Origin of the sequence: Lewinella sp. (assembly GCF_050633125.1) — a bacterium.
Classification (GTDB): domain Bacteria; phylum Bacteroidota; class Bacteroidia; order Chitinophagales; family Saprospiraceae; genus Lewinella.
Genome location: NZ_JBOEFX010000085.1, coordinates 23988 through 50212, shown reverse-complemented (window position 1 = coordinate 50212; position 26225 = coordinate 23988). Strand labels below are relative to the sequence as shown.

At 44.4% G+C, this 26225-nt stretch carries 24 protein-coding genes and 1 pseudogene; 1 reads left to right on the top strand and 24 read right to left on the bottom strand.

The window, feature by feature from the left end; all coding sequences use genetic code 11:
- The 11 genes and pseudogenes from ACRBG0_RS18930 to ACRBG0_RS18880 form a co-directional block, all read right to left on the bottom strand.
- Window positions 1–529: pseudogene (locus ACRBG0_RS18930) on the bottom strand (polyphosphate kinase 1); the annotation flags it as partial.
- 4 nt (window positions 530–533) lie between these two features.
- Entirely contained in the window at window positions 534–1457 is a 924-nt protein-coding gene (locus ACRBG0_RS18925; RefSeq protein WP_431488426.1) for a DUF72 domain-containing protein, read from the bottom strand.
- A 49-nt stretch (window positions 1458–1506) separates the two neighbouring features.
- Complete coding sequence (locus tag ACRBG0_RS18920; protein ID WP_431488425.1) at window positions 1507–3597, bottom strand: thioredoxin domain-containing protein; 2091 nt, start codon at window positions 3595–3597, stop codon at window positions 1507–1509.
- A gap of 42 nt (window positions 3598–3639) precedes the next feature.
- Entirely contained in the window at window positions 3640–4062 is a 423-nt protein-coding gene (locus ACRBG0_RS18915; protein WP_431488424.1) for a gamma-glutamylcyclotransferase family protein, read from the bottom strand.
- A 72-nt stretch (window positions 4063–4134) separates the two neighbouring features.
- Complete coding sequence (locus ACRBG0_RS18910) at window positions 4135–4560, bottom strand: hypothetical protein (protein WP_431488423.1); 426 nt, start codon at window positions 4558–4560, stop codon at window positions 4135–4137.
- A 183-nt stretch (window positions 4561–4743) separates the two neighbouring features.
- The gene (locus ACRBG0_RS18905; RefSeq protein ID WP_431488422.1) at window positions 4744–5823 is read right to left on the bottom strand and encodes a chorismate mutase; all 1080 of its coding nucleotides are present in this window, start codon (window positions 5821–5823) and stop codon (window positions 4744–4746) included.
- Between the two features lie 4 nt (window positions 5824–5827).
- The gene (locus tag ACRBG0_RS18900) at window positions 5828–6667 is read right to left on the bottom strand and encodes a prephenate dehydrogenase (protein ID WP_431488421.1); all 840 of its coding nucleotides are present in this window, start codon (window positions 6665–6667) and stop codon (window positions 5828–5830) included.
- Between the two features lie 4 nt (window positions 6668–6671).
- Complete coding sequence (locus ACRBG0_RS18895; protein WP_431488420.1) at window positions 6672–7847, bottom strand: pyridoxal phosphate-dependent aminotransferase; 1176 nt, start codon at window positions 7845–7847, stop codon at window positions 6672–6674.
- 45 nt (window positions 7848–7892) lie between these two features.
- Window positions 7893–8783, bottom strand: coding sequence for a prephenate dehydratase (locus ACRBG0_RS18890; RefSeq protein ID WP_431488419.1), 891 nt, complete (start codon window positions 8781–8783; stop codon window positions 7893–7895).
- A 396-nt stretch (window positions 8784–9179) separates the two neighbouring features.
- Complete coding sequence (mqnB, locus tag ACRBG0_RS18885) at window positions 9180–9860, bottom strand: futalosine hydrolase (protein ID WP_431488418.1); 681 nt, start codon at window positions 9858–9860, stop codon at window positions 9180–9182.
- Between the two features lie 173 nt (window positions 9861–10033).
- The gene (locus tag ACRBG0_RS18880) at window positions 10034–12556 is read right to left on the bottom strand and encodes a hypothetical protein (protein WP_431488417.1); all 2523 of its coding nucleotides are present in this window, start codon (window positions 12554–12556) and stop codon (window positions 10034–10036) included.
- Window positions 12557–12780: 224 nt separating this feature from the next.
- Between ACRBG0_RS18880 and ACRBG0_RS18875 the strand changes: the two genes are divergently transcribed.
- Window positions 12781–13197 (top strand): DUF423 domain-containing protein, encoded by a 417-nt coding sequence (locus ACRBG0_RS18875; protein ID WP_431488416.1) that lies wholly within the window; start codon window positions 12781–12783, stop codon window positions 13195–13197.
- 6 nt (window positions 13198–13203) lie between these two features.
- Here the strand turns inward: ACRBG0_RS18875 and ACRBG0_RS18870 are convergent, their stop codons facing one another.
- The 13 genes from ACRBG0_RS18870 to nrfD all read right to left on the bottom strand — a co-directional run bounded on the left by ACRBG0_RS18870 (window position 13204) and on the right by nrfD (window position 26202).
- Window positions 13204–13464 (bottom strand): hypothetical protein, encoded by a 261-nt coding sequence (locus ACRBG0_RS18870; protein WP_431488415.1) that lies wholly within the window; start codon window positions 13462–13464, stop codon window positions 13204–13206.
- A 17-nt stretch (window positions 13465–13481) separates the two neighbouring features.
- On the bottom strand, window positions 13482–14060 hold the full coding sequence (locus ACRBG0_RS18865; protein ID WP_431488414.1) for a DUF420 domain-containing protein: 579 nt from the start codon (window positions 14058–14060) through the stop codon (window positions 13482–13484).
- Window positions 14061–14071: 11 nt separating this feature from the next.
- The gene (locus ACRBG0_RS18860; protein ID WP_431488413.1) at window positions 14072–14731 is read right to left on the bottom strand and encodes a hypothetical protein; all 660 of its coding nucleotides are present in this window, start codon (window positions 14729–14731) and stop codon (window positions 14072–14074) included.
- Between the two features lie 178 nt (window positions 14732–14909).
- Window positions 14910–15335, bottom strand: coding sequence for a cytochrome C oxidase subunit IV family protein (locus ACRBG0_RS18855; RefSeq protein WP_431488412.1), 426 nt, complete (start codon window positions 15333–15335; stop codon window positions 14910–14912).
- 637 nt (window positions 15336–15972) lie between these two features.
- Window positions 15973–16625, bottom strand: a 653-nt coding sequence (locus ACRBG0_RS18850) for a cytochrome oxidase subunit III (protein ID WP_431488411.1), incomplete at its 3' end; no start/stop codon positions are given.
- 143 nt (window positions 16626–16768) lie between these two features.
- Complete coding sequence (locus ACRBG0_RS18845; protein ID WP_431488410.1) at window positions 16769–17356, bottom strand: cytochrome c oxidase subunit 3; 588 nt, start codon at window positions 17354–17356, stop codon at window positions 16769–16771.
- A 4-nt stretch (window positions 17357–17360) separates the two neighbouring features.
- Window positions 17361–18308 carry a heme o synthase gene (gene cyoE, locus ACRBG0_RS18840; protein ID WP_431488409.1) on the bottom strand — a complete coding sequence of 316 codons (948 nt, stop codon included), beginning with the start codon at window positions 18306–18308 and terminating at the stop codon, window positions 17361–17363.
- Window positions 18309–18313: 5 nt separating this feature from the next.
- On the bottom strand, window positions 18314–20167 hold the full coding sequence (locus ACRBG0_RS18835; protein WP_431488408.1) for a cytochrome c oxidase subunit I: 1854 nt from the start codon (window positions 20165–20167) through the stop codon (window positions 18314–18316).
- A 45-nt stretch (window positions 20168–20212) separates the two neighbouring features.
- Window positions 20213–21769 carry a preprotein translocase subunit SecG gene (locus ACRBG0_RS18830; protein ID WP_431488407.1) on the bottom strand — a complete coding sequence of 519 codons (1557 nt, stop codon included), beginning with the start codon at window positions 21767–21769 and terminating at the stop codon, window positions 20213–20215.
- 113 nt (window positions 21770–21882) lie between these two features.
- Window positions 21883–23271, bottom strand: coding sequence for a hypothetical protein (locus ACRBG0_RS18825; RefSeq protein ID WP_431488406.1), 1389 nt, complete (start codon window positions 23269–23271; stop codon window positions 21883–21885).
- A 63-nt stretch (window positions 23272–23334) separates the two neighbouring features.
- Entirely contained in the window at window positions 23335–24201 is an 867-nt protein-coding gene (locus ACRBG0_RS18820; RefSeq protein ID WP_431488405.1) for a c-type cytochrome, read from the bottom strand.
- A gap of 29 nt (window positions 24202–24230) precedes the next feature.
- Complete coding sequence (locus tag ACRBG0_RS18815; protein ID WP_431488404.1) at window positions 24231–24761, bottom strand: DUF3341 domain-containing protein; 531 nt, start codon at window positions 24759–24761, stop codon at window positions 24231–24233.
- Window positions 24762–24798: 37 nt separating this feature from the next.
- On the bottom strand, window positions 24799–26202 hold the full coding sequence (gene nrfD / locus ACRBG0_RS18810) for an NrfD/PsrC family molybdoenzyme membrane anchor subunit (RefSeq protein ID WP_431488403.1): 1404 nt from the start codon (window positions 26200–26202) through the stop codon (window positions 24799–24801).
- Window positions 26203–26225: the final 23 nt, after the last annotated feature.

Sequence of the window (26225 nt, the reverse complement as noted above, 5' to 3'; positions counted from 1 at the left end):
CGCTAGGGCTGTCAGGCGCATCCTTGTCTTGTAGCAAAATAGAGAGATACAACTGGGCATTATTCAGGAATGGGCGGATTTTATCCTTCACCAACAACACCGGCTGCACAAAGGGAAGCATGTGATCCCGGAAATAATCTTCCACGAAGAGTTGCTGATCCTCATCGAGGTCCATCCTTCGTTTGATGATAATTTTGTGCTTACGCAATTCAGGGATAATCTGAGTCGCAAAAATGCGGGCAAACTCCTCCTGCTGCTCATCCACAATCTTCTGGATCGTACGAACAGTCTGCTTAGGACTAATGTGTAATTGCCGTTTGGTTTTCCTCCCAATCCGGATCAGGTTCCGATGATTAGCCATTCGCACCCGGAAAAATTCATCCAGATTAGAACTGTAGATCGCCAGAAACTTTATTCGTTCAAAGAGCGGCACCGAAGGGTCTTTGGCCTCTTGGAGTACACGGTAATTAAACGATAACCAGCTGATATCTCTGGCTATGAAAGGAATATTACTGTCAAAAATATCCATACGATTAGAAGAGTAAGATTTGATCACCTTGCTGCGGCCCAGTACTGATTGGATCAGGCCCCCGAGTTGTGATAGAAGTCGTTTCATGAAGGTACTGAACTAAATAATGGGCTAAGTCAGGAGCCAGAATATTATCCGGTTCATGAGGAAAAAAATACACGGTCTTTAAGCCCAGTTCTTTCCAAGCTGCCAACTGCCGTACCCAGGCATGTATCCGATCATAATCAGTCGGATGCAGGCCATTCCCGACAAATCTAATCATTGTCTGTTGATTGGTCAAATGCTGATGCAAAACATCTCGACGACCAGCAACATCTGTTAGTACTACAGTAGTACCGTAACGAGTCAGTACCTCCGTCCATTCTGTAATGTTTGCCGTTGCTGCAAACCAACTTTCGTGGCGAAACTCTACCGCCAGCGGAAAATCTTTTGGCCAAACCGACAAAAATTGCGCTAATTGCGGTAATCGGTCTATCCCATAATACGGAGGCAGCTGCATAAAACAACTCCCCAACTTTTCACCAAAATTATCCAACGCTTCCCAAAAGAATGGCAACTGATCGCCTCCTAATCCCAGGTTTTTACTGTGGCTGATGGTCTGTGGCAGCTTTGGGCAAAACCGAAAATCATCAGGCACCTGGCTACACCATTTCGCCACCAAATCCGGATCAGGAATACGGTAGTGAGTAGTATTCAGCTCGATGGTATTAAACTGCTTGGCGTACACCGACAGAAAATCCTTGATCTTCGTTCCCTTTGGGTACCAGCGGCCTATCCATTCTTTCATGCTCCAACCGGTGCAACCGACATAAACAGCCATTGGTTGCTCATCCTTTGGAAAGGACGCCAAAAGTGCTGCGTTGCCGACAGGATCAACAGGCAACGTGAAGTCTACGCTTTCAATATTTTGTAGTTTGCCAAATTTCATTTTTGGACTGTTCTTAAATCGCAAAGGGATGCCTATGGCAATATTCAGCCTAATCCATCAAGGCCTTGGCATCCTCTGCAGTTTGCACAGGCAGCTTACAAATTTTATTTCGGCAAACGTAGATAAAGGTCTCTTCCTCAACGGCTTTATTCTCCAACAAAGCAAGGCTTCCTTCATCAGGTCCTCCCAAGAAAAGGGCATTAGGCAAGTAAGAAGCTTGCAGCTCATGGTTTAACGACTGCCACCTCTCCCCTACAATAGCGACTTCATAAGGTGGATAGACCATTTTCAACATCAACTCGCCCCAACTGGCATAAAAACTAGGTGTTTGTATCGCCTCTGGGCTCGCGAGCACTGCCGCCAACATCTTCTGGCTCTGCTCACTAAAGTCTTCCCGATCGAGAAATAACCCCAGTTGCCATAAAACCTGCGCAAACGCAGAGTTGGAACCCGCTATTACATTGTCTTTAATCTCTGTACGGCGGGTAATCAATGGTGGATCAAGATCTGACGTATAAAACAACAAATCACTTTCCGGATTCGAAAAATGCTCCAAGGCGTAAGTCGTCAACTGTTCTGCTTTGCGCAACCAGCTTTCATCAAACGTGAGCTCGTAAAGTCGCAGGTAGGCCTGACTGGTCAATGCATAATCATCCAAAAATGCGTTGATGGATGATTTTCCATCTTTATAGTTCCGCCACAAGCCTCCGTCCTTTCGCTTCATCTTGGTATCGATGAAATTCGCAGCGGTTATAGCTTTTTTCAGATAATCTTCGTTTTGCAGTGCGGCAGCAGCATCGGCATAACCTTTTATCATCAAGCCATTCCAGGCAGTTAAAACCTTGTCATCAAGACCTGGTCGTACGCGCTGCGCGCGCGCATCAAGCAATAAGGCCTTCGCTGCTTTTAATGTACTAAGTTCTTCCGCAGACAAAGGGTCAGCAGCAGGATCATAGTGCATGATATTCATCTCCTCCTCCCAATTGCCATGTTTGGTAAAACGGTAGTGCTTTTTTACTAATTCAGCCGATGCGGGCGATAGCAAGCTATCGATTTCCTGTGTTGTCCAGACGTAAAACTTACCTTCTTCACCTTCGCTGTCTGCATCCAGGCTGGAATAGAAAACGCCTTGCTTATCCATCAATTCCCTTTCAATAAAGGTGAGAGTCTCCTCTACAACTTCTTTATAGCGTGATGTTCCCGTTTCTGCGAAAGCATCTGAAAAAAGACTCACTAGCTGGGCATTGTCATAAAGCATTTTTTCAAAATGCGGCACCAACCATTTATCATCCGTCGAATAGCGAGCAAAACCGCCGCCCAATTGATCGTTGATCCCTCCTGCGGCTAGTTGATCAAGGGTAGTTTTCCAAACACCGCGAGCCTCTTCATTGCCTGTAAAAAAGGCATACTCTTGTAACCAGGAAAAAATATCCGGCATCGGAAACTTAGGGGAACCTTTGCGGCCTCCCCGTTCAGCATCCAGACCTAAGAGCATGGATTGGGCAAAATTGTCGGCATTCTCTGGCTTCAATTCTGGCATCTGGCCGACTGGCGCGAGGGCGCTTACTGCGTTAATGGTTTTCGTAAGATTAGCAGCGTAATCCTCCATTTTAGCCCCATTCTCCTCTTTTTCTTTGACAAAGTACTCCAGAATTTCCACCCACTGCTTGCGCGGAAAATAAGTACCTGCCCAAATCGGACGCCCATCTGGTAAAGCGATCGCATTCAAGGGCCAACCACAACCCTGCTCGGTGGCCAGCTGGCAAGCCGCCATGTACACATCATCAACATCCGGGCGTTCCTCGCGGTCTACTTTTATTGAAATAAAGTGCTCATTCATAATGCGCGCCACCAAGGTATCTTCAAAGCTTTCATGCTCCATGACGTGACACCAGTGACAAGCGGCATAACCAACACTGATGACCAATAATTTATCTTCTTCCTTGGCTTTTGCCAAAGCTGCTTCTCCCCAAGGATTCCAATTAACAGGATTATGCGCATGCTGTAGCAGGTAGGGGCTACTCTCATTAACGAGTGCATTCGTATACAAATGCCCCCCTTCCTGAGAGGTAGAAGTACAACTATAGATGGTTAGTAATCCTAGAATACCGACCCAATGTTTTAACATTACCTTCTTCATTATTAGGAATTATTCTTTCGTAAAATTGTCCTTAGGAACAAATCACTTCCTAACGGAGCCAATAAACAAACGGTGTTTCGCCTGCTTTTTACAGTAGTTCAAATAATTACCACCGGGAATTAACGATAAACCCTTGGTTTCACCTTGGTAAGTATAGGTCCATACCTCCCCATATTTAGGATGAAGTAATAACTCCCTTTTATAAAGTGGAGGCTCCTCATCAAGGCCTTCATATTTATCAAGACAATCCAAAGCACTCTCACGTTCAGAAAGACGATGTATTTCTCCAACAACAGCACCTACTATTTTTTCTCCAAGTACAAAACCAGGGTAAGACCCTAAATCATAAAGTACACCTGGAAAGCTGGCTTGCTCACACAACTGAGCATTTTCAGAAAGCCACTTACTGGCCGCTGAAGGAATCGTGCTCAACAAAGTACCATAAACGAAAACATGATCTGACAAAACTCCTTGTTTATATTCAAAAATCCCAAAGCGTAAACTTTGGGATTTTTGAATTCGTCTATATTAAATGACCTATGAAATTCCGAGAAAGAAAACCGTTCCTTTTAATCGGTAACTGGTCATACCTTCCGGCACTTCTTCTTCAGCAGAAATTTTTTGCCGGATCAATCGATAGATACCGTAATAAGTATTACCATCCATTTCGAGGGTTCCTTGCTTTCCTCCTACTGAATCATTTACACAGAACACAAGTAGGTACCCCGTGGTGCCAAATCTTGGCCTGACAGTAAAAGCGCCAGCCTGAATAGCATCAACCATCCCTAAGGAACGGATAGGGTCTTGGTATTTAGCATCCCCCGGAGGGCGTTGCGGGCTATGGGTTGAATCAAAGGTTCCATCGGTAACAATAATAGAAATACCGCTTTTCTCCATTTGAGAAAACTGGGCACAAACAAAGCCCGGAATAAGTAGGGCTAGAATAATGAATAAATTTTTCATGTCGCGTATCCTTTAATAATAGATGATGTGTACTTAAGCCAAAATACAAAAGTATTACAATACTACTCTTTCTAGCTTGCAAGATAAAAAAAAAGAGTCGTCTGTGCTTTTATACACAGACGACTTCTTATTCTTTAGGGATGAGAAAGTAAATAATCTACGCAAAGGACGTAGTATTTCATACTAAGCCTCCTGGCTGTTCATCACCTTCTCCTGGTGGTCAATCGACTCTTGGTGAATCGCACGCAGGAAAGTATTGACAAAGTTTTCGCTTAATCCTTCCGCGTTGGCTTTGACCATCACCTGATCAAGGATTTCATTCCAGCGAGAAGTTTGCAAAATAGCAATGTTGTTACGCTTTTTGTATTCGCCAATTTTCTCAGAAACCTTCATTCGATTGCCCAAGAGCTTTAGCAAATCATCGTCAATTTCATCAATCTTTTGACGCAGATCATCAATATGAGCGAGGTATTCAACATCGTCGCTGTTTTCCTGACGTAATACCAAGCTACTGACCAGATCGCGGAAAGTATCTGGGGTAATCTGCTGTGCGGCATCACTCCAGGCCTCATCCGGGCGAGGGTGAACTTCCGTCATAATTCCATCGTAGTTGAGATCCATCGCCTCTTGGGCGACTTCCTGCAACAAATCACGGCGGCCACAAATATGACTGTTGTCACAAATCATCATCAAGTCAGGAAAATTACGCTTCAATTCAATAGCCAGCTGCCACCTTGGAACGTTGCGAAATTTGGTTTCTCCATGAAAAGAAAAACCTCTGTGAATAACACCAATCTTAGTGATTCCCGCCTTGTAAATGCGCTCAATCGCTCCCATCCAAAGGGGTAAATCCGGATTGATAGGGTTCTTGATCAACACCGGAATATCCATACCGCTTACGGCATCAGCGATCTCTTGAACAGAGAATGGATTGACCGTCGTACGAGCGCCCAACCAGAGTACATCAATCCCGTATTTCAGGGCTTCGTAAACGTGATCAGCTTTGGCAACTTCCGTAGTCACTTTCAGGCCTGTTTCTTCCTTCACGCGTTTCAACCAAGATAGCCCTTCCTTGCCAACGCCCTCAAAAGAGCCCGGACGAGTACGGGGTTTCCAAATACCTGCCCGAAAGAGGTCGATATTCTGTTCTGCCAATGCTTTGGCAGTAGCCATTACTTGTCCTTCCGTCTCGGCACTACAAGGGCCGGCAATGATGAAGGGGCGCTTTGATTTCGGCGCGATAGGTTCAAATTGCATATTCATATTCTTAAGAAATTATTTTTCGAATTTGGTTGGCTTCTTCAATCCGCTCATAGAATTTTTCATAATCCTTTTTGATGAGCAGGCTACGAAAACGTGCCAACTGATTAATGTGTTCATCCAATACATCCAGGACATTGTCCCGGTTTTGCCGAAAAATGGGTATCCACATATCCGGCGAGCTTTTTGCTAAGCGAACGGTACTACTGAAACCACCGCTGGCCAACTGAAAAATGTGGTTGTCATCTCTTTCCTTCTCCAACACCGTCAGCGCTAACGCAAAAGAACTAATGTGCGAGATATGCGAAACGTAAGCCGTGTGTAAATCATGTTCCTGGCTATTCAAATACACAATCCGCATAGGGATGCTGGCATAAAGGCGCTTTACTATTTCATGGGCATCCTCATCACTCTTTTCTATATCACAAAGTACCGTACACTTATTGTCAAAAAGCGCTGGCACCGCAGCTTCTGGCCCACTGTATTCTGTTCCGGCCATCGGGTGAGTCGCCACTAAACGTCCTCGCTTGGGGTGGCCCTCCACCGCCTGAAGGATATTTATTTTAGTCGATCCCATGTCCATTACTACCTGTTGGTCAACTATATCTAAAATCATAGGCAATAAAGTAAGCATCGCGTCTACGGGGGTCGCTACGACAACAACATCGGCCTGCGCCACCGCCTCTGCAAGCTCCATATCCTCATCGATCAAACGACGACGAATAGCCTTATCCAAGTTTTCCTGACGCTGGTCTACACCAATGATACGGCTGGCAAAACCATTTTCCTTTAAAGTAATGGCTAGTGATCCGCCAATCAGTCCTATTCCTATTATGGTAACAACCACTCTGTTATTTTTTAAAGTTTTTCAATCGGCCAATAGCTTCCTCTAGCACCTCCACCGGGCTACACAGCGATATACGAACGTATTGCTCTCCGGCGCTACCGAAAATTCCGCCCGGTGTCAAAAAAATGTGCTTTTCAGCCAAAACGGCATCTGTAAGTTCGTAAGCATCAGCATGATGCTTGGGCGCACGTGCCCATACGAACATCCCTACCTGGTCACCTGAAATTTCACAGCCCAACATTTCCAACAAGGCTATTGCCTTAGCTTTACGTTGTCCGTAAACTTCATTCTGAGAAGCATACCAGGATGCTGGCAATTCCAGCGCTGCTATCGCCGCTAACTGAACGGGCTTAAACATTCCAGAGTCCATATTACTTTTGAAGCGAAGAACGATCTGCAAATATTCTGCTCCGCCCACCAGTACCCCTACTCGCCACCCCGCCATGTTGTGTGCTTTGCTCAAAGAATTGAGCTCTAGCGCTACTTCTTTTGCGCCAGGCACCACCATTAGGCTACTCGGCGATTCATTGAGTATAAAAGCATAGGGATTGTCATTAACTAACAGTATATCATGCGCTTTCGCAAACGCTACCAAGGCTTCAAAATGACCCGGCTGTGCAGGTGTACCCGTTGGCATGTGCGGATAGTTGACCCACATAATCTTTACACGCCCCAGGCCTTCGGCCGCTAGTGCATCCAAATCAGGAAACCAGCCGCCTTCCTCCGACAATTCATAGGAGCGCACTACCCCACCCGCCAGCTCAGTAGCCGAGCGGTAAGTTGGATATCCGGGATTAGGCACCAGTACCTCATCACCAGGGTTCAGGAAAGCCATACTTATGTGCATGATCCCCTCTTTGGAACCAATAAGCGGCAATACCTCGGTAGTTGCATCTAGTTGCACAGAAAAATACCGCTCGTACCATTTCGCAAATGCTCCTCGCAACTCCGGCATCCCCTGATACGATTGATAACCATGGTTTCCTGCTTGTGCACCTGCTTCCTGCAACCGGTTAATCACAGAAGAATGAGGAGGTAAGTCTGGACTTCCAATTCCCAAATTCAATACATCGTGCCCAGCTGCACGCATTTCGGCAATCTCACGCAGCTTTCGCGAAAAATAGTATTCTTCAACTTGCCCCAATCGTTGGGCTGGTGCGATGATGGTTGATGAGATCATTTTTTAATTAATTGATTGTTAGATGGTTGATTATTGGTGGCTATTCTAATCTTTAACTCCTTGAGGGTAAGCCCCCAGAACATGAAGTTCATGAGTGATTGGGCGGATAGCCTCAATGGCTTGTTCCCAACTCATGGCTCCATCAACCACAAAGTCTACGAAAAAGAGATATTCCCAAGGCTTCCCAATGATAGGTGCCGATTGGATTTTGGTCAGGTTCACATTGTAAGCAGAAAGCACAGCCAACACTTTATAAAGGCTACCTGCCGTATGGTCTACCGTGAAACTAAGAGACACTTTATTGGCAGAGGTAGCCGTAGTAGCCTGCTCTTCTGTACGCAAAACCAAAAAACGGGTATGATTCTGTTTGTTGGTCTCAATACCGGCGGCTAGTACTTCCAAATCGTACAATTCAGCTGCTAAATTCGATGCAATAGCACCTACCTTACGCCAATTGTTTTCTTTTACTTCGCGAGCACTTAGGGCCGTATCCACGGTCTCTACCAACTGAATATGAGGATACTGCTTGAAAAATTTACGACACTGCGCAATCGCTACCGGATGCGAATGAACTTCTTCCAGCTCCTCGATTTTCACCCCCGGTAAAGTCAGTAGGTTTTGTTCGATACGCAAGAAAACCTCTCCGACTATTTTCACCTCGCTATCCAACAAAAGGCGATAGTTACTCATCAAACTACCGGCCAGGGTATTCTCAATGGCCATCAACCCTACATCCATCTTCGCCCCTTCAAGCAAATCCTCCATCAAGTCTTCAAAAGTATGGGCAGCTATAATTTCCAATTCGCGATCCGGAAAAAACTGACGAGTAGCAATTTCGTGAAAGGCCCCACTGTAGCCCTGGATGCCTACACGTAGTTTCTTACCTACTATTGCCTCCGGGGCTAGTGTCGATTGATCGTCTGAAGTTGTTGACATTTTCTGAGTTGTTTAAATAAAAAAAGTCCCGCAGTTTCCGACGGGACTTTTTAACAGTATACCTGATACTATACCAAAGTTCCATCTACGGAATACCGTAAAAGAAATAAAAGCTATAAAAGCTATAGCTAATGGTGGTGGTATAATTTGGCATGGTTATAAACTAAAAATGGTCCCGCTTTTGGCGGAACCATCATTATTACTTTAAGTCTTGTTTTTGAGCAATAGCGTGATTCCTTTATGCTTAAGCATAAAAATAAAAACCACAGAAATAAAAGAAATTGCTACTCAACATGACTGTTTTGTCTTGTGTACAAAGCAAACCTAGAGAAATAATCTGAATGACACAAACAATTTGCCTAAAATCGAAAAAAACCAAACGAATGTTCGCTTCCTTTATCCTCTGAAAGACAATAGCATTTCCTGGAGTACTTCATTCAGGTTGTCAATCGCTTCTTTTAGTTCCCAGTTCTCACGCTGCCTTTTTTCTACATAGTTACTGATGGCGCGAATCTGCAATGCAGGCGTACCGTATTGCAAACTAGCATAAAAAAAAGCTGCTCCCTCCATGCTTTCTACCTCTGCAAAAGGGAATTTTTCCTTCATGGCCAAGATGCTTTCTTCGGTGCCATGCACCTTATTTACACTGGCACCATGCACACGCGGCAGAAAAGCCTCCCCTTCCTTTGGGCTATTCCATAGCCGTCCCTCTTTAAAAGGAAACACATCACCATCAATCAACCCCATTGAGGTAACAGGCGTAAAGGCCCCATCGGCTTCCTCTACCCCCAAGTCCGCAAAACAATCCGAGACGACCTCTACCACGCTCCCCAATTTCAAATTTCGATCAATAGCACCTGCCACTCCCGCTTGCACCAAAAGGTTATACCGACGAGTAGCTAGGCGATGCCCCAAAGCAAATGCTGCCAGAGGCAAACCTACACCAGTGGTCAGTACCTCGATACTTAATGCTTCTTTTTGAAAATGATTGGGTTCACGCTCCCAGCCTTCGCTGCGGAGAGCATCCAGGAGTGGCGCTATTTCAAAAGTTGTCGCGGTAACTAGAAGTATTTTCATGGTTGTTTGAGCGTTAAAATAGCTTTGATTATCATTCCATTGTACTTTTTGGGCCTCCCTTCGGGCGCTACGTTACGTAGCTCGTTATTCACTCGGCCCCAGGAAAACCCTGGGTCTGGCTGCCTATAGCAGCCACTACTCCACATCGCTAGGCCGAGAAACAGCTAAAAATATCATTCTCCTCCCCCACTCAACAGGTCATAGGCATACACCTCTCCTCTAAGTGTGGTCACCAAAAAATACGCCCCTTCGGTATTTCCGCTAAGGATCGCCTGCCCCTCACCGGGCAAAGGGAAACCTGGGGCAACCTCTCCTTCGCCGTCAATCAACCAAAGTTGGTCGGGTGATTGCTGCACCGCGATGGTGCCCAGCGGTTCAGCAGGTAGCAAGGCACGCGGAGTAAAGCCCAGAAGTTGTTGCCAGCGCTCTTTAAACTCCACACCTTCGTATCCAAACAGATGAACCAATGATCCCCGCTGAACGATATAATCACTCCGGCCATCTCCCCAAATATTGGCAAAAAGGAAGTTGTCTATTGGCCCTCGTCCCAGGGGCAACGGGAAGATATTCCCTTCCAAATCCCATACATTTATTTTTCCACTCGCTGTTCCGATTATCATTCGACTAGCGTTGGGGTCTTCTGTATTCAACTCCAAGCCTGGGGCACCCAATGGAGCCTCTGGCACTGCTGGCAGGCTCGACAGGAAACCGCCAAACTTCCCAAACATCTGCCAACTCTCTTTCCCCGTCCAGGCGATCAACAAATCTTCTTGTGGAAGTTGCCAGTGAGTAATGGGAAGGTTAGAAGTCGTTCGACCTGACAACTTAGCCGGCCAGCCTTCTACCGCCCGGCATTCTAAGTCAAGCATCTCTATCGTCCCTTCTTGGGTGGGGAAAACAAGGTATTCATCGCCCACCTGATCAAAAGCAACTACCGTAAGTCCGGCAGAAGGAGCGGCAATACCCGACCGGATATTTTTAGCAACACCAGCTGCTGACCAAGCATGAATCCCCCCGATAGAAGTTGCAAAGTATTGTGCTTCGCCACCAGCACTAGCAATTCGCCATACGGGTGAATACAGTTCAGGTAGTGTACGATCCGACCATAATATATCTCCCTCTTCATTGATCAACCAACAATCCCCATTAGCTGCTTGGGCTATAAACTGCTTTGGCAGGCTATTACCAAAATCCCGAACAGGAACTAAGGTCAAATTTTCTTGAGTTGGCAATGGTGTCTTCCAGCGTAGACTCGCAGTTTCTGTATTTTCAGGAGAACTTTTTATTGCCCCCTCTAGCAACCAAACGCCTTCTTTTTCAGTGGTACCTTGGTAATACAAGCTACCATTAGCGCTCCAGTCGTATTGTGGAAATAATAGTTTTAGCCAATTCGTTTCACCGTCACGTAGTGGGCCCCAGTTATAGTAGCCTTTCGGTCCTTTACCAGATTTTAGCATCCCTGCTAATTCAAGAAAATGATCTTGTTTATTCAACGTAGCTCCAAGCAGGTGGTAATCTAAATAACGCTCCATATCTTCTCTAAAAACACTCACCAGTAAAGCATCAGGTAATTCTACGACCCAAGGCTGCCAAGCCTTCCGATCACTAAGGCTAGCCACTCCGGCTGCTGTCCTTAATTGACACAGCTCAAATAATTGGTAGCGACTTTCTTCTAGAAGCTGGCCTCCTCCCAAGTAAGTACTCCTAAAGTTGGCAAAAGCTGTTGTATCGCCAATAGGCAAAACCCAGAGGCGCGGAGCAATTCGATTTTGCTGCCCAGGGTTGGCCAATTCCATCTGCCACCCCCCCGGCCCTAGCCAAGTAGCTAAAGGTGTCTTATCCTCCTGCTCCGTTCCATTTGAAAGTGGAAATAGTCTTTGGACAATTTCTGGCACCTTATCCCAGTCTGTCACTGTATCGTAAGCGGTCCACCCCTTGGTAGTATTCACCAAAACGCCTTCTGCAAGAGCTGTACTATCGGTTCCCTCTACCCGTAATGCCAGCCATTCCCCCAGTTCCCGGTAGGCAAGTAATGCTTTGGAGTTAAGCCAACTTTCAGGAATTCTATCTTCCAACTTCCCCGTTCTCAACAGGATTCGCTCTCCTGCTGATGGCCAATCCGCAATACCTGATTGTAATGCCTCAAAACCTTCCTCATTCGGCCATGCCTCCATTTGCCCAGAAAGACTCAATAGCGCATTTTCAATTTGAAAAGGATACCTACCAGCTAGAAAGATGTTGTGAAAGCGAGCAAAATATACTGGATCATCTGATGCGATTCCAAAAGTATAAATATCACCGCCAGCGAAATTTAATGTCGGTCCATAATTCGAAGGATTCCAAGCAGCAGATAATCCACTTGAAGCTGAACCTATAAAGGTGTAAGCAGCATCATGAGGGCCATTTCCCACTTCGGGGAGCAACCACCACTCTCTCCATTCAGGCCCCTCAGTCAATTTCAGAGAATCCAAAACTTCTCGAATCCTTTGAGCATCTAAGAACCACAAATGCTGATTGTTCAACTCAATTGCTCCATCAGCAATATCTGGAAGCCCTACCAACACACTGCTATTTGTACTCACTGCCTGGAAGGCGCTCACCTGATCAAAAGGCAAGCGATATTGTGAACGCAAGAGCCAATAGGAAGTGCCAAGAACACCAAGCAATAAAACAATAAAGAGGATTTTCTTACGCATAGGTAGGGGAACTAGTGATTAGAGATCAAAGATGGATAAGATTATTATTTACGCCAATTTTTTCAGACATTTGCATCGCCTTAATAGGTACTTTGAAAGTAGTCTACTCATAGGATTAGATCCCCCTCCCTTTCTTATTTGATCGGACACCTTATTAATATGTTCCGAACGAATAGCAATCAAAACCGTGTATCATAATTTACTAACGCATTAAAATCAATATAATGCGCAAGAATTTTCTACGCATCGGTGCCGTACTAATGGCATTGGGAGTTATTTTCGGAGCGTTTGGCGCACATGGCTTAAAAGAAATTGTCAGTGCTGAAAAACTGGGGATATTCGAAACCGGGACGCGATATCAAATTTACCATGCATTTGCCATCCTACTTGTCGGAACGCTACTGTATTTCCGTAAGACTAGCCTTATGCCAATTGCCGGCTGGTTATTCCTTGGAGGAATTGTTTGTTTCTCAGGATCGCTTTACTTACTTGCTTTTGCAGACCTCGTTGCGCTTCCAACTAATTTATTAGGACCTATCACCCCTGTTGGGGGATTGCTTTTTGTAGCGGGTTGGGTAGTACTTGCGGTTTCCACTTTCCAAGACAATGAAAAGCGCTATAGAAAAAGTCATTCGGAATAACTTTTCCTATTTCGTTTCTAATTCAACTTCATCGTCTTTTTTGCGATTACGCCACCATACGTAACCAATCACTCCTATAAGTAAATAAGGGGTAGCGAGCATATAGAGAATACCGTTGTTAAGGCCTTCTCCTTCCTGCCCACCATTCGCAAGGTTACTCTCTGCCGTCATCCGGCACATGGGGCACTGAGCTTCGACCAGTAAGGGCATGCAAAACAGCACTAATAATAATAATAAAAAAGGCAAATATTTATTAATCATCTTCATGGTAAGGAGCTTTAACATCAATAATAAGGCTTCAATAATAAATAACAGATAGGCCCCGTCAGGCACACATAAAACCAAATAGGCCAAACATAACGTGCATACTTTTTGTGCTGCTCGAATTGCTCGGTATAAGCCTTAATAAAAGTAAGCAGGATAAAAGGGAGGCTAACTGCTGCCAGCACAATATGACTCAATAGAAGTGCTAGGTAATAAGGCCTCACACCAGCGACGGATGCAGCTTCCACCGCGCTTAATATTTTATCGCCATCAATATCTCCAAAAATTGTTTCAGGTGTAGTGAAATGGTACAAGACGTAACAAATCAAAAACAATACTGAAAGTCCCAGTGCCAAAAAATTAAACTTCCGATGAAGAAGGATTTTTTTTGTCTTAACAAAATAGAGTGATGCCAATAAAGCTAAAGCTGCCAAGGCATTCAATAAAGAATAGAAAGGAGGAAGAAACGAAAAGTCTACTCCTTCTGGAAGAGGAACCTTAACCCTCCTCATTAAGCCAACAAGGACAAGCACCAGGAAGGTGACAATCCAGGTAAAGGTCTTGAGCTTTCGCTCTGTTGTACGCTGTGCTTCAGTCATCTTGATTAGCTTTACATCTCCGCCTCACGGCGTAATTCTGGTTTGGGTTTGTCTCTTTCTGGCAGTAAGATAGCTGTACGCTCTACCAATCGCTGCAATACTTGTTCGTCTGTATAAGGATAAGCCTGACGGATATAAAGTGAATCATCTAAAAGAACAATTAACCCCTCCTTCAAGCGAGCCTTTTCCTCTGGCACTAAAGCAATTTTTGCAATCAAGCGATCAAAGCTCTCCTGGTTACCTCCCCAATACAATAACTGAGCAGTATCAACCGGAATTTCATAATCCTTCTGAAACGCTGCAATCTGTGCACTGTCACCATCTACAAAGAGCGTCCATAATTCAAGGTTCTCAGGAATATCAAATTGAGTATGTAGCTTTTTGAGTACACTCGCGTATTTCTCAGGATCAGCCGATGTTGGCAGGAGTCCAAACAAATAAAAGCTTTCCCCTATTTCCATTTTCGGCATTTGACCATCCAGTAATTGCAGTCCTGCCAGATCGGTCAAGCGCTGATCTTTGCGAAGATCCTTCATGGCCTCTTTCTGGTATTCATAACCTTTACTCAGATAGATGTAACTACCTAAAGGTAAAACGATCAGAAAAAAAGTAAGCCCAAGGATAGAAGAAAGCCTTCCTAAAATTCCCGGACGCTCTTGCTTATTAGTCATAAACTCAATTATTATAAAATATAGAACAACTCCTTGTGCTTTGGGTTCAGCCCCAAATCGCATCCTCACCGAAATATGACAATCCCATTTCAGATGGTGCAAAAACTACACTAGTCATCCCGAAGCTACGAGATGACTAGTATAATATCCGGAAGGATGAGCTACAATTAAGTAACCTTTAGCTCAAAAGATAGGTATCCTCTGGAAGAAGGAAACTTTCTTGAGCAGGTGTCGCATTAGGATCTACCTGTTCACGTTTTTTCACATCTTCTCGGCGCTCTTTCCAGCTATTACCTTCCTGGAAGAAAGCAATCAATGCCCAAACCAGTAAAAGGATAGGAAGTAGTACACTCATTGCCAAGCCTTTCACCTCGTAGCCCATATGCATGAACTCATAGATGATGAAATATGCCTTATAGAGAGAAAGCCCTATCAATGCAAGAGCAATAATCCACAGTACTACTTTATAGTCGCTTACGTCGATACCGATGTGCCCCTTACCCAAGAGTGAGATAAATACCTCAACCAAGGTTACAGCCCCCAATAAAGCGAGGCCTTTGTATACGTCCTTAATCGATTCTTCGTATGTTTTATGTCCAGCCATTTCGGATAGAATTGAATATTATCTTAATCAACTAAAGGAGATCACTCTCCTTGGTTGATAATTATCAAATTGAATTAAAGGAGGTAGAATGCAAGGAATACAAACACCCAGACTAAATCTACAAAGTGCCAGTNNNNGTTCTTACGAGCAGCATAAACGCCACTTCCTGCATTGATCAAAATGATCAAAAGAAAAGCAACACCTGAAAGTACGTGAAAACCGTGGAAACCAGTGATACCAAAAAAGAGAGCTCCAAAAGCTTTAGGGCCATAATCCTCCATCATGATTTCACCAGGATTCTCGCCTTCCTTTACGACGAACTTGCGATGGATAAACCCTTCGCCATCAACGTACATAAAGCCATAGTCCTTGTCAAAAGCATTCACGGCATGACTAGCATGTCCTTCATCATCTCCATGACCGGAAAAAGAAGCTATAACTTCTGCATCAGTTAAGGAAGGATTAAGATCTGCTTTATGCAGCAAATAGGTTTGACCTGGTTCAACAGCTTCTTCACCTGCTTTACCATCTGGCCCCAGATAAACGCCTTCTTCCGTGTGCGTACCGAAAGGGTTACGCGTTACAGACATGTGCTCGGTAGCAATAAGGTTATTCCACTCCCAAGCCTGACAGCCNNCCTACTTTTTCTACCATTTCGTAGTGTCCTCTTTTCTCTAATTTACCTACTACCGTTTGGTAGAAGATGATGAAGTTGATCACTACACCACTAAATACGTGGAATCCGTGAAATCCAGTAATAAAGAAGAACAATGCTGCAAAGTTCGGAGGTCCGTATTGGTTCATAGATAAATTGGCTCCATAGAAGATTGAACCATCCAAAAGGCTGCCACCATCATCTGTACCTACAATAAAGTGTGTCCATTCCCAAGCCTGACAGCCTAAGAAGCCAATACCACCAAGTACAGTTAGAAGCATCCAGAATACAACGCCTCTTTTGTTTTCGCGATGACCTTCCTGTACCGCTCGCACCATCGTAACGGAGCTAATGATCAATAAGAAGGACATGAAAGTTACGAAGATCAGTGGAGCTCCGTGAAGACCAAAAGGTGCTGTTGAAAATACAAAATCTGGTACTGGCCAAGTCGGGCTACTAAACCGCAATGAGCCGTAAGCAATCAGAAAGCCAGAAAAAGTAAAAGCATCTGAGAGTAGGAAATACCACATCATCAGCTTGCCGTAACTCGCCTTAAACGGTTCTGTGCCTCCATCCCAAGCTCCTTGTTCATGGTGGACATCATGTTCCATTACGGTAGTGTCATGTTCTGCCATCGTGCAGCGTTTGTTTTGTCTAACATTTAATATAGAACTTGTACTCAGCAGGAGCAACAAGCTCTTAGCGACAAAGCAGATTATCTCTTTAGGATAAAAGTGCTTTTCGTTTTGTCTATTTACCCTTATTAGCTATTTGTGGGTTATCGCTGAAGCGCCATAAAGACGACAAGATACAGCCATACTCCTCCAACAAAATGCCAATAAGTCAAAGTCAACTCGAATCGTAGCTTCCGTGCAGGTGTCACTTTGAACTTGCGCGAAAATGCGATGATTAGAGCGATAACCAAAGCCGTGATTCCTCCCAAAACGTGAGCCAAATGGATCCACGAAAGGGCATAAACAAAATCACCACTAGGGTTTAATTTCAAAGGAATTCCCATTGCTGCCAATGCTTCCCATCCTTGGTACTGAAGCACCACGAAGGCAAGCCCTAAAAGCAGACTTATTAGTAATAATCCTTTATATAAACTCTCTCGTTCTCTTTTGAACGCTAGATAAGAACCATGCAAAGTTACACTGCTAATCAAAATCACCAGTGTATTCACAAAAAAAATATTTGGCAACGGAAACTCTAACCAGTTTCCTGCTGCCTGCCGTACCATATAAGCACTGGTAAGTGCTGCAAAAAGCATCGACATACTTGCACAAGCCACCCAAAGTGCAAATTTCTTAGGGTGGATTTTGTTTCTATTACTCCCGGTTTGCTCTGCCATGATAGAATCTGTCATTTCTTTAAATCATTTTATCCCCCCAAAAAAGCAAAAGCGATAGCGGGATATAGCCAAAGGAAAAGAACATAAGCTGCAAAGCGGTTTTTCGTTCTGGTTTCTGTAAAAAACGCCAGGCGAAATAGCTGTAGAATACTCCTAATACTGCCACAATTCCTGCGGACCACCAGCCAGTATACCCCAAATAGGTGGGAAGTATGCCAAGTGGTATAAGTACTAAAGCGTAGCCTAAAGCTTGTTGACCCAATTTTTTCAAATCAATCTGCCCCTCCTCTTCTGGAACGAGCTGATAACCGGCTTTGGAATAATCTTCATAACCCAGGAAAGCAATCGACCAAAAGTGGGGAAATTGCCAACAAAACTGAATTGCGAAGAGCGTTAGCCCCAACCAGGTTAATTCTCCTTGTGCGGCTACACACCCAATAAGGGTAGGAAGTGCACCAGGTACAGCGCCAATTAAAACAGCTCCCGGAGAAACTCTCTTCATTGGTGTGTAAACAAAAGCATAACTTACTAATGCAAAAGTTCCAAAAAAAGCAGTCCATGGATTAAAAACAGCCAAGAGACTAATGCCAAAAAGGCTCATAAACCCAGCTGCTAAAACTGCTTCTGATGTCTTCATCCGTCCTGCTGCCAAAGGGCGATTAGCAGTACGTTTCATCAATCGGTCATAGTCTTTTTCAAGTACTTGGTTCAGCGTATTTGCCGCCCCTGTGGTCAAGAATCCTCCAGCAGCTAAAATCGCTAAGGAAGTAAAACTGATCGTACCTGTTGCAGCAATCAAATAAGCGATTACTGAAGAAAAAACTACTGTTGCCGATAGCCGGAATTTCACCAGCAGAAACAAATCCTGAATCCGAAGTCGAAGTGTAGCGAATGGCTTATCAATAGATACACTATCAGCTGCCGGATTCAGAGATGTTTCTTTATGCTTAGAAATTGAATACTTCATTTATCTTAATGACCACCATCGTGCTCACCTTCTTTTAGGGGCATAATCTGAGGGATAAAATCCTGACCGTCCTTACCATAATCATAAGGCCAACGTTGAACTGCAGGAATTTTTCCAGGCCAGTTTCCGTGTCCTGTCTTGATAGGAGTCGTCCACTCTAGCGTTGTTGCACCATAAGGGTTCTGTGTCGTCATTTTCTTACCACGCCAAATACTGTAGAAGAAATTGATAATAAACAACACCTGAAATGCAAACACCAAAATTGCGGCTACAGTGATGAACTTGTTCATTTCTGCAAAGTGGCTGAACGTCTGGAAAATATCAAAAGAATAGTAACGACGAGGAACACCAGCCATACCAATGTAGTGCATAGGCCAGAAAATAGCATAAGCTCCAACCATCGTACCCCAGAAGTGAATCTTACCTAAAGTAGCATTCATGAAGCGGCCGTACATTTTAGGGAACCAGTGGTAAACACCAGCAAACATCCCGAAGAATGCGGCAACACCCATCACAATGTGAAAGTGAGCTACTACAAAGTAAGTGTCGTGCATCTGAATATCAATAGCGGAATTACCTAGGAAAATACCTGTTAAACCGCCAGAAATAAACATTGATACGAAACCAATGGCAAATAACATTGCTGGATTAAATCGAATGTTACCACCGTATAAAGTCGCAATCCAGTTGAATACTTTTACTGCAGAAGGTACCGCAATAATCAGTGTAAAGATTACGAAGAAGTTCGAAATGAATGGGTTAACACCAGACATAAACATGTGGTGAGCCCATACGATAAACGATAGAAAGGCAATCGCAAGAATCGAGTAAACCATCGCTTTATAACCAAAGATTGGTTTACGCGCATTCACTGAAAGTACTTCAGATACAATACCCATCGCAGGAAGGATAATGATATACACCTCGGGGTGGCCAAGGAACCAGAACAAGTGCTGGTAAAGTACAGGACTACCACCTACGTGATCAAGTGCCTGACCGCCAATGAAAATTTCACTGAGGTAAAAGCTTGTACCCAACTCCCGATCACACATTACCAAAAAGAATGCAGATGCCAATACAGGGAAAGACAACAGACCGATAATTGCAGTAATAAAGAATGCCCAAATCGGCAATGGCATACGCCACATGGTCATCCCTTTGGTACGCAAGTTAAGAACCGTAGTAATGTAATTGATACCTCCTAAAAGTACAGAGACAACAAAAAGCACCAAACTCAATGTCCACAAGGTCATACCCGCACCTGAGCCCGCTGAGGCTTCAGGTAGAATACTCAAAGGAGGATAGGCAGTCCAGCCCCCAGAAAAAGGCCCCGTACTTAGGAACAAGGAGAAGAACATGACCAAACCAGCCAAAAGGAAAAACCAGTAGGACATCATATTCAATAATGGGGAAGCCATATCACGAGCTCCGACCATTAACGGAATAAGTAAGTTACTAAAGGTACCACTCAATCCTGCGGTCAATACAAAGAAGACAAGAATGGTACCGTGCATCGTCACCAATGCATAGTAAAATTCCTGGGATAATGACCCCATGCCTTCACCATTGATCTCAATCCATTTTCCTAATACAGGCTGTAACCATGCAAGGCTTTCCTCAGGGAAACCAAGCTGGAGGCGAAATATCAGGGACATCAAACCACCAATCACAGCCCAAAACATCCCCGTAATCAGGAACTGCTTAGCGATGATCTTGTGATCTTGACTAAAAACGTAAGTAGTGATAAAGCTAGACTGATACTTATCGCCATCATGATGCTCGTGAAAATGATCATCATAACCCAGCTCGTCAATCAGCTTTTCTTCTACCGTATTCGGTTGAATTACTGCGGTTGCCATTCGCTATTTAATTTTTTTTCTGTTTCAAAAGTTGTCCTAATGCAATTATTCACCTGCCGGAGCGGCCTCTTCTGCTGCCGGAGCAACAGTAGTGATCGCCTGGCCACCTGCTAGAACAGTAAATGCTGTCCTACGGTTTTGTTCACGGCCTTTTTCTGTACCATTATCCGCAATAGGATCATTTTGTCCGTAGCCATTAGCTACTAAACGACCTGCATCAATGCCGTTTGCCACTAGGTAGTCTTTTACTGCTTCTGCACGTTGCTGAGAAAGCAACATATTAGCGTCAGCATCACCTGTATTATCAGTGTGTCCGCCAAGGCCAATAACCAAGGCTGTATTTTCTTTCATAGCTTCGATAACATTGGCCATTTCGTAAGCCTTAGACATTTCTGTCAATTCAGCGGAACCAGTTTCGAAGGTAACATACTTGAGTACGAATGTACGATCTTCAGGAGTAGAAGCATTTAATGCACCATCCAAAAGGGTCGTAAATTCTTGCTTGCGGCTCTGTGACACAATAGAAGGCAATTTGCCATCAATTGGCCAAGGGTCATTCTCTGTCTGATGAATAGCCGTCATATAGTAAGACTGCTGCTGGTCTAACCAATCTTTGTATTCTTCTTCTGAAACGATCCGTACTAAACGGCGCATACTCCAGTGTCCGGTACCACAAAGCTCGGCACAAGCCAACTCATAGTTGAAGTTTTCCCAAAGCTGCTTCTCAGGATCATTTGGATCAGGCACCTGGTATTCAGCATATTTACGCAATTCCTGACGGTACTGTTCCGTCGTTTTCTCAGGCGTAAAAACAAAGTAAGTAGGCATCCCTGGTACAGCATCCATCTTTACCCGAAACTGAGGCAGGTAAAAATCGTGCAATACATCACGAGCTAAAATACGTACTCTCACTTTTTTACCGACAGGAAGAACAATCTCACCAGGGTGAATATCATCCAGGTTGGATTCGTCCGTCCAGTCTTGACCTACAGGGTTAGTACCAGAAGTAAGGCGGAAATCACGCGATCCCAATTTGCCGTCAGGTCCAGGGTAACGGAGCTGCCAAGCAAACTGATACCCCATTGCTTCGATCTCAATGACATCTTCATCGGTGCCTACATCGGCCATTACATCGTTCCATGCATCCAAGCCACCTACAACCAGAAAGGTCATTACTACGGCAGGAATTACAGTCCATACTACCTCTAAGGTATTGTTATGAGGAAGGAAAATCGCTTTTCCATCTTTCCGCTGACGATACTTATAAGAAAACCAGAACAAGGCAATATGAGTAATAAAGAATACAATACCCGTAACAATTACGGTAATATTGAACATCTTGTCTAAACTCTTGCCATGGGCCGAAGCCGATTCATGTGGGCCATAACCCAACATGTAATTCTTATAGTAATAAGCCGAAACAATGCAAAATACCAGGAAGAGAACCATAAAGATCAACAACCAGCGGCTGGTGGTGCGATTACTTCTTTCCTGACTATCTTCTTCGCCACGGATTTTAGAAGCCAGCTCGGTAACCTTACCGATCTGCACTGCTACTACCGCAATTAAGATGATACACAATATGGCTAATAAAGCAGTCATTTGCTATGATTATTTTAAAAAGTCAAAATTTGTTCCACAATTTACGCAGGTAAAACAAAGACTTAGTAGAAAAGCGCTCTACAACTCTTTATTTAGATTTGTTCTTGACAAACCTACGTATGGTGGTGTTCGCTTTCGTGAACAAATGGGTGATTCTCTGGAACCAGCTTCACTTTGGACAAGCGGGTCAAAACAACAAACAGGAAGAATGCCAGGAAGCCTAACATGGTTCCGATCTCTAACAAACCAGGGATGGTCATCCCCATCTGGAAAGAGCTGTGTCCATGTCCACTATCACCGTGGCCTTCAACAGCGTGTTCATCGCCGTGTCCAGCTGCTGTACCATGGTCATCTTCACCGTGCTCTGTTGCATGGGCTTCACTTGCGTGATCATCTCCCATACTTAAAGTAGCTGCGTCGTGATCATCACCTCCAGCATGATGCATTTCATGAATTTCATGAGCGGTATGCGCTACACCTGGCTTGATCATCTGGAAGTAATCGAACCAGTGTCCGAAGAAAACGATAAATGAAACAAAGAACAGTGTACCAAATTTCCGCTTGGTATCATTCCGCATAAGAATGAGGAATGGTAGAATAAAGTTAAGAATCAAATTACCCCAGTACAACACTGGATACTCGTGCATCCGTGTCAGGAAGTAAGTCGTTTCTTCACCGTTATTAGCGTACCAGATCAGCATGTACTGACTGAACCACATATAGGTCCAAAAAACACTGAATGCAAAAAGGTATTTACCTAAGTCATGAAAGTGCTCGCTGGTAACATTTTCGTAGTAACCTTTAGACTTCAACCAGATCAATAGCATAATGGTAAGCGCCATTGCTGCTACAAACAACGATACTGTTGCGTACCAAGCGTAAAGCGTACTGTACCAGTGAGCATCAACACTCATAACCCACTGCCAAATCATTGCCGCACTGGTAAAACCAGCGATAGGAAGGAAAATAGCAGAGATTTTCTTGATTTTCTTGTACTGAAGGTACTCTTCCGTTCCTACCTCGTCTTCTTCCTTTGAAAGTGTGCGGTAGCGGTAGGCAAAGTATGCCCAAGTACTTACAATCAATATGGTGCCTAAACTGTACCATGTATTATTAAGGAAGGAGCTCTTACCTTGAAGGATAGTATCACCAGCAACAGATGCATCATCTGCCCAATGGTAGATGTGGTTGAGGTCGAATACCACTCCTATCACCATGATTATCATCAGGATCAGGGCTGGTACCAGGAATACGGAGAAAGCTTCCCAGACTCGCTGAATCATCAGGTGCCAACCGGCATAAGCCGTGGTGAAAGCCGTCAATACAAAAATTGACACAAAACTGATTCCTAAGAAGAAAACGGAATTGTGTAGGAAATTAGACCAGGTCCGGGTGAGAAAACTATCGTCTCCCAAGGCGGTTAAGGCCAAGCAAATAGCACCTAGTGCCATAAATGCTCCTAGTACGGTCTTATGTTTGGCCTCAAACGTAAATTGGTTCATCGCGTATTATTTGTGCGTCTGCGAATTTTTTACTTGTCTGTCTCGTCCTTTAGGACGACTTGCTTAGTGCTGATCAGTATCATGCTCCCCTTCAGTGTGGGGTGCTTCCATATCGTGGCCCTCCACTCCTTCTTCCATCATCACCGGATGAGGGGTATAAGGTGTAACGGATGCTCCAGGTGTACCGAACGCAGCATTAAAAGTATTCTCATCTTCATTATAGGTTGCTCCTGCTGCTTTCGCCTGTAAAGAACGAATGTAGTGGATAACCTGCCAGCGTTCTTCGTAGCTGATTTTATCTTTGTAAGATCCCATCACATTTTTACCATACATAATCGCGTGGTAAAAACGGCCATTGCTAGAGGAAGAAAAATCTTCGCTAATCAGATTAGCAGGTGCTGCTAGGTATTTAGCATTTTTGTTTTGGTCGCCATCATAAAGATAGCCCAATCCATCTGCTTTTTCACCGTGGCAAATACCACAAAAAATATTGTAAAGCTCTTTTCCTCGTGCCAAACCATCAGCAGAAATCGGGAAAGGGTTTTCAATAATTTCAGCAATAGCCTGTGCTCTTGATTCTTCCGTATCTACGTAGTAGTAAGGTACAGAACCATTTGCAGGAATTGTTATATCAGTTACTCTTGCTTCCTCCATACCAGCATTGCTGTTCAGGAATTGCCCAGCGTAACCGCGAGGAACAGTACCAGTAACAGGAAGATTGGAACGCTTCAACAAAGCGTTGAGCGTGATCGTGCTCTCCTTGTCCCAGGTATTATAATAGTAGTAGTTAGACGTGTTTGCCTCCAAGGCCAAAGAATGCCCCATATCAGGCATATACTCTGAACCCGTGAATTCTCCATCCGCAGGTGCACATGCGTACATCAGCAAGGATACAGAAAAGGCAATGATGATCAGCTTAATATTATTCATCAGAAATTTCTTGCTAGCGTGGTTAATGATTATATCACCTTTGTGTTCACTTCCGAAGCTCCAGAAGTAGAAAAGAAACTGCGCAGTTTGTCTACATGAGACTCCGATGCGTCGTTTGTTTCAAAGGCAATGCAAAACTTATCATCCGTAATCCGATCATCCAATGTTGGGATCGTTTTCCCGGGTGCCATTCCACATACCGTATAAAAACTTACTACCATTCCGATAGAAGCAAAAAGTACGGTTAACTCGAAAGTAATCGGAATGAAAGCAGGTACCGACCAGTATGGCTTACCACCAAAAATGATCGGCCAATCGCGGGTAAATACCCAACTCATGAATAAGAATGCCGTAAGGGTACCAATAGCACCGTATATGAATCCCGCAATGTGAAGACGGCTTTCTGCCAACCCTAACACAGGATCCAAACCGTGCACTGGAAATGGAGTGTAAACATCCATGATTTCCAAGTGATCCTCTTTGGCTTGCTTGACCGCCTTGATGAGTACTTCCTCATCATCGTACAGGCCAAATAAAACTTCTTTATGCGTCGCGCTCATGATAAGCTAATTATTCTCGTTAATAATTTTTCCCGTCCTAATGGTGATCTGCGTGAGCATTTGCTTTCTTAGCATTCTCTCCAGCATATTGATCACCAGCAACCTTCAGAATACTCTTGATTTCCGCTACGGCAACTACCGGTGCTACTCGCACGAAAAGTAGATAAAGCGTAAAGAAGAGTCCTAAAGAACCAATGAATAAACCAATCTCTACCCATGTTGGTACATAGTAACTCCAGCTTGAAGGCAGGTAGTCACGGGCCAGGGTGGTAGCGATAATCACGAAGCGCTCAAACCACATCCCGATATTAATAAAGATCGACATGAAGAAGGTTACGAAAATGCTGCGACGCATCTTCTTGCTCCAGAACAACTGTGGCGATAATACGTTACAGGACATCATCCCTACGTAAGACCACCAATAAGGTCCAAGTACTCGATTATAGAACGCAAACTGCTCGTAGATGTAGCCAGAGTACCAAGCAATGAAAAGCTCTGTCAAGTAAGCAACACCCACAATGGTACCCGTAAGCAGGATAACCTTGTTCATACTTTCAATGTGGCCTATTGTAATATAGTCCTCCAGTTTCAGCACCTTCCGCGTCATGATCATCAACGTAAGTACCATAGCGAAACCAGAGAAAATTGCCCCTGCAACAAAGTAAGGAGGGAAAATCGTCGTGTGCCAACCAGGAATTACCGAAGTAGCGAAGTCAAAAGATACGATGGTGTGTACAGAAAGTACAAGCGGTGTCGCCAAACCAGCAAGTACAAGAGAAAGACTCTCCCACCGCTGCCAGTGCTTAGCAGATCCCGTCCAACCAAATGAAAGGAAGTTGTATACCTTGCGGCGCAATCCCTTAGCTCTGTCACGTACGGTTGCAAAATCAGGCACTAAACCAGTATACCAGAACAAAAGCGATACCGTGAAATAAGTGGAGATCGCAAAAACGTCCCACAATAGTGGTGAGTTAAAGTTCACCCATAATGGCCCTCTGGTATTGGGATACGGGAAAATAAAAATCCCTAACCAAATCCGTCCCATGTGAATCAGCGGAAATTGTCCCGCACAAATTACAGCAAAGATGGTCATGGCTTCCGCAGCCCGGTTTACCCCCGTCCGCCAACGCTGACGGAAAAGTAAAAGGATCGCTGAAATCAGTGTACCGGCGTGACCAATACCTACCCACCAAACGAAGTTGGTAATATCCCAACTCCAGCCGATAGTACGGTTAAGGTCCCAAGAACCAATACCTTCCCAGATCGTCCAGGCTACACAGAAAACGTAAAGGGCCAGCCCTGTCACCGCAACCAAAAATGCGATTACCCACGATGCCGTTGGGGTTCGCTCGGTTGGTGAGCAGAGATCCTCAGTAATCTGGTGATACGTTTTACCACCGTTTACTAAAGGCTCCCGAATGTGAGATACAACTGCGCTCATATCAATTTTTATTGACTCGTTTT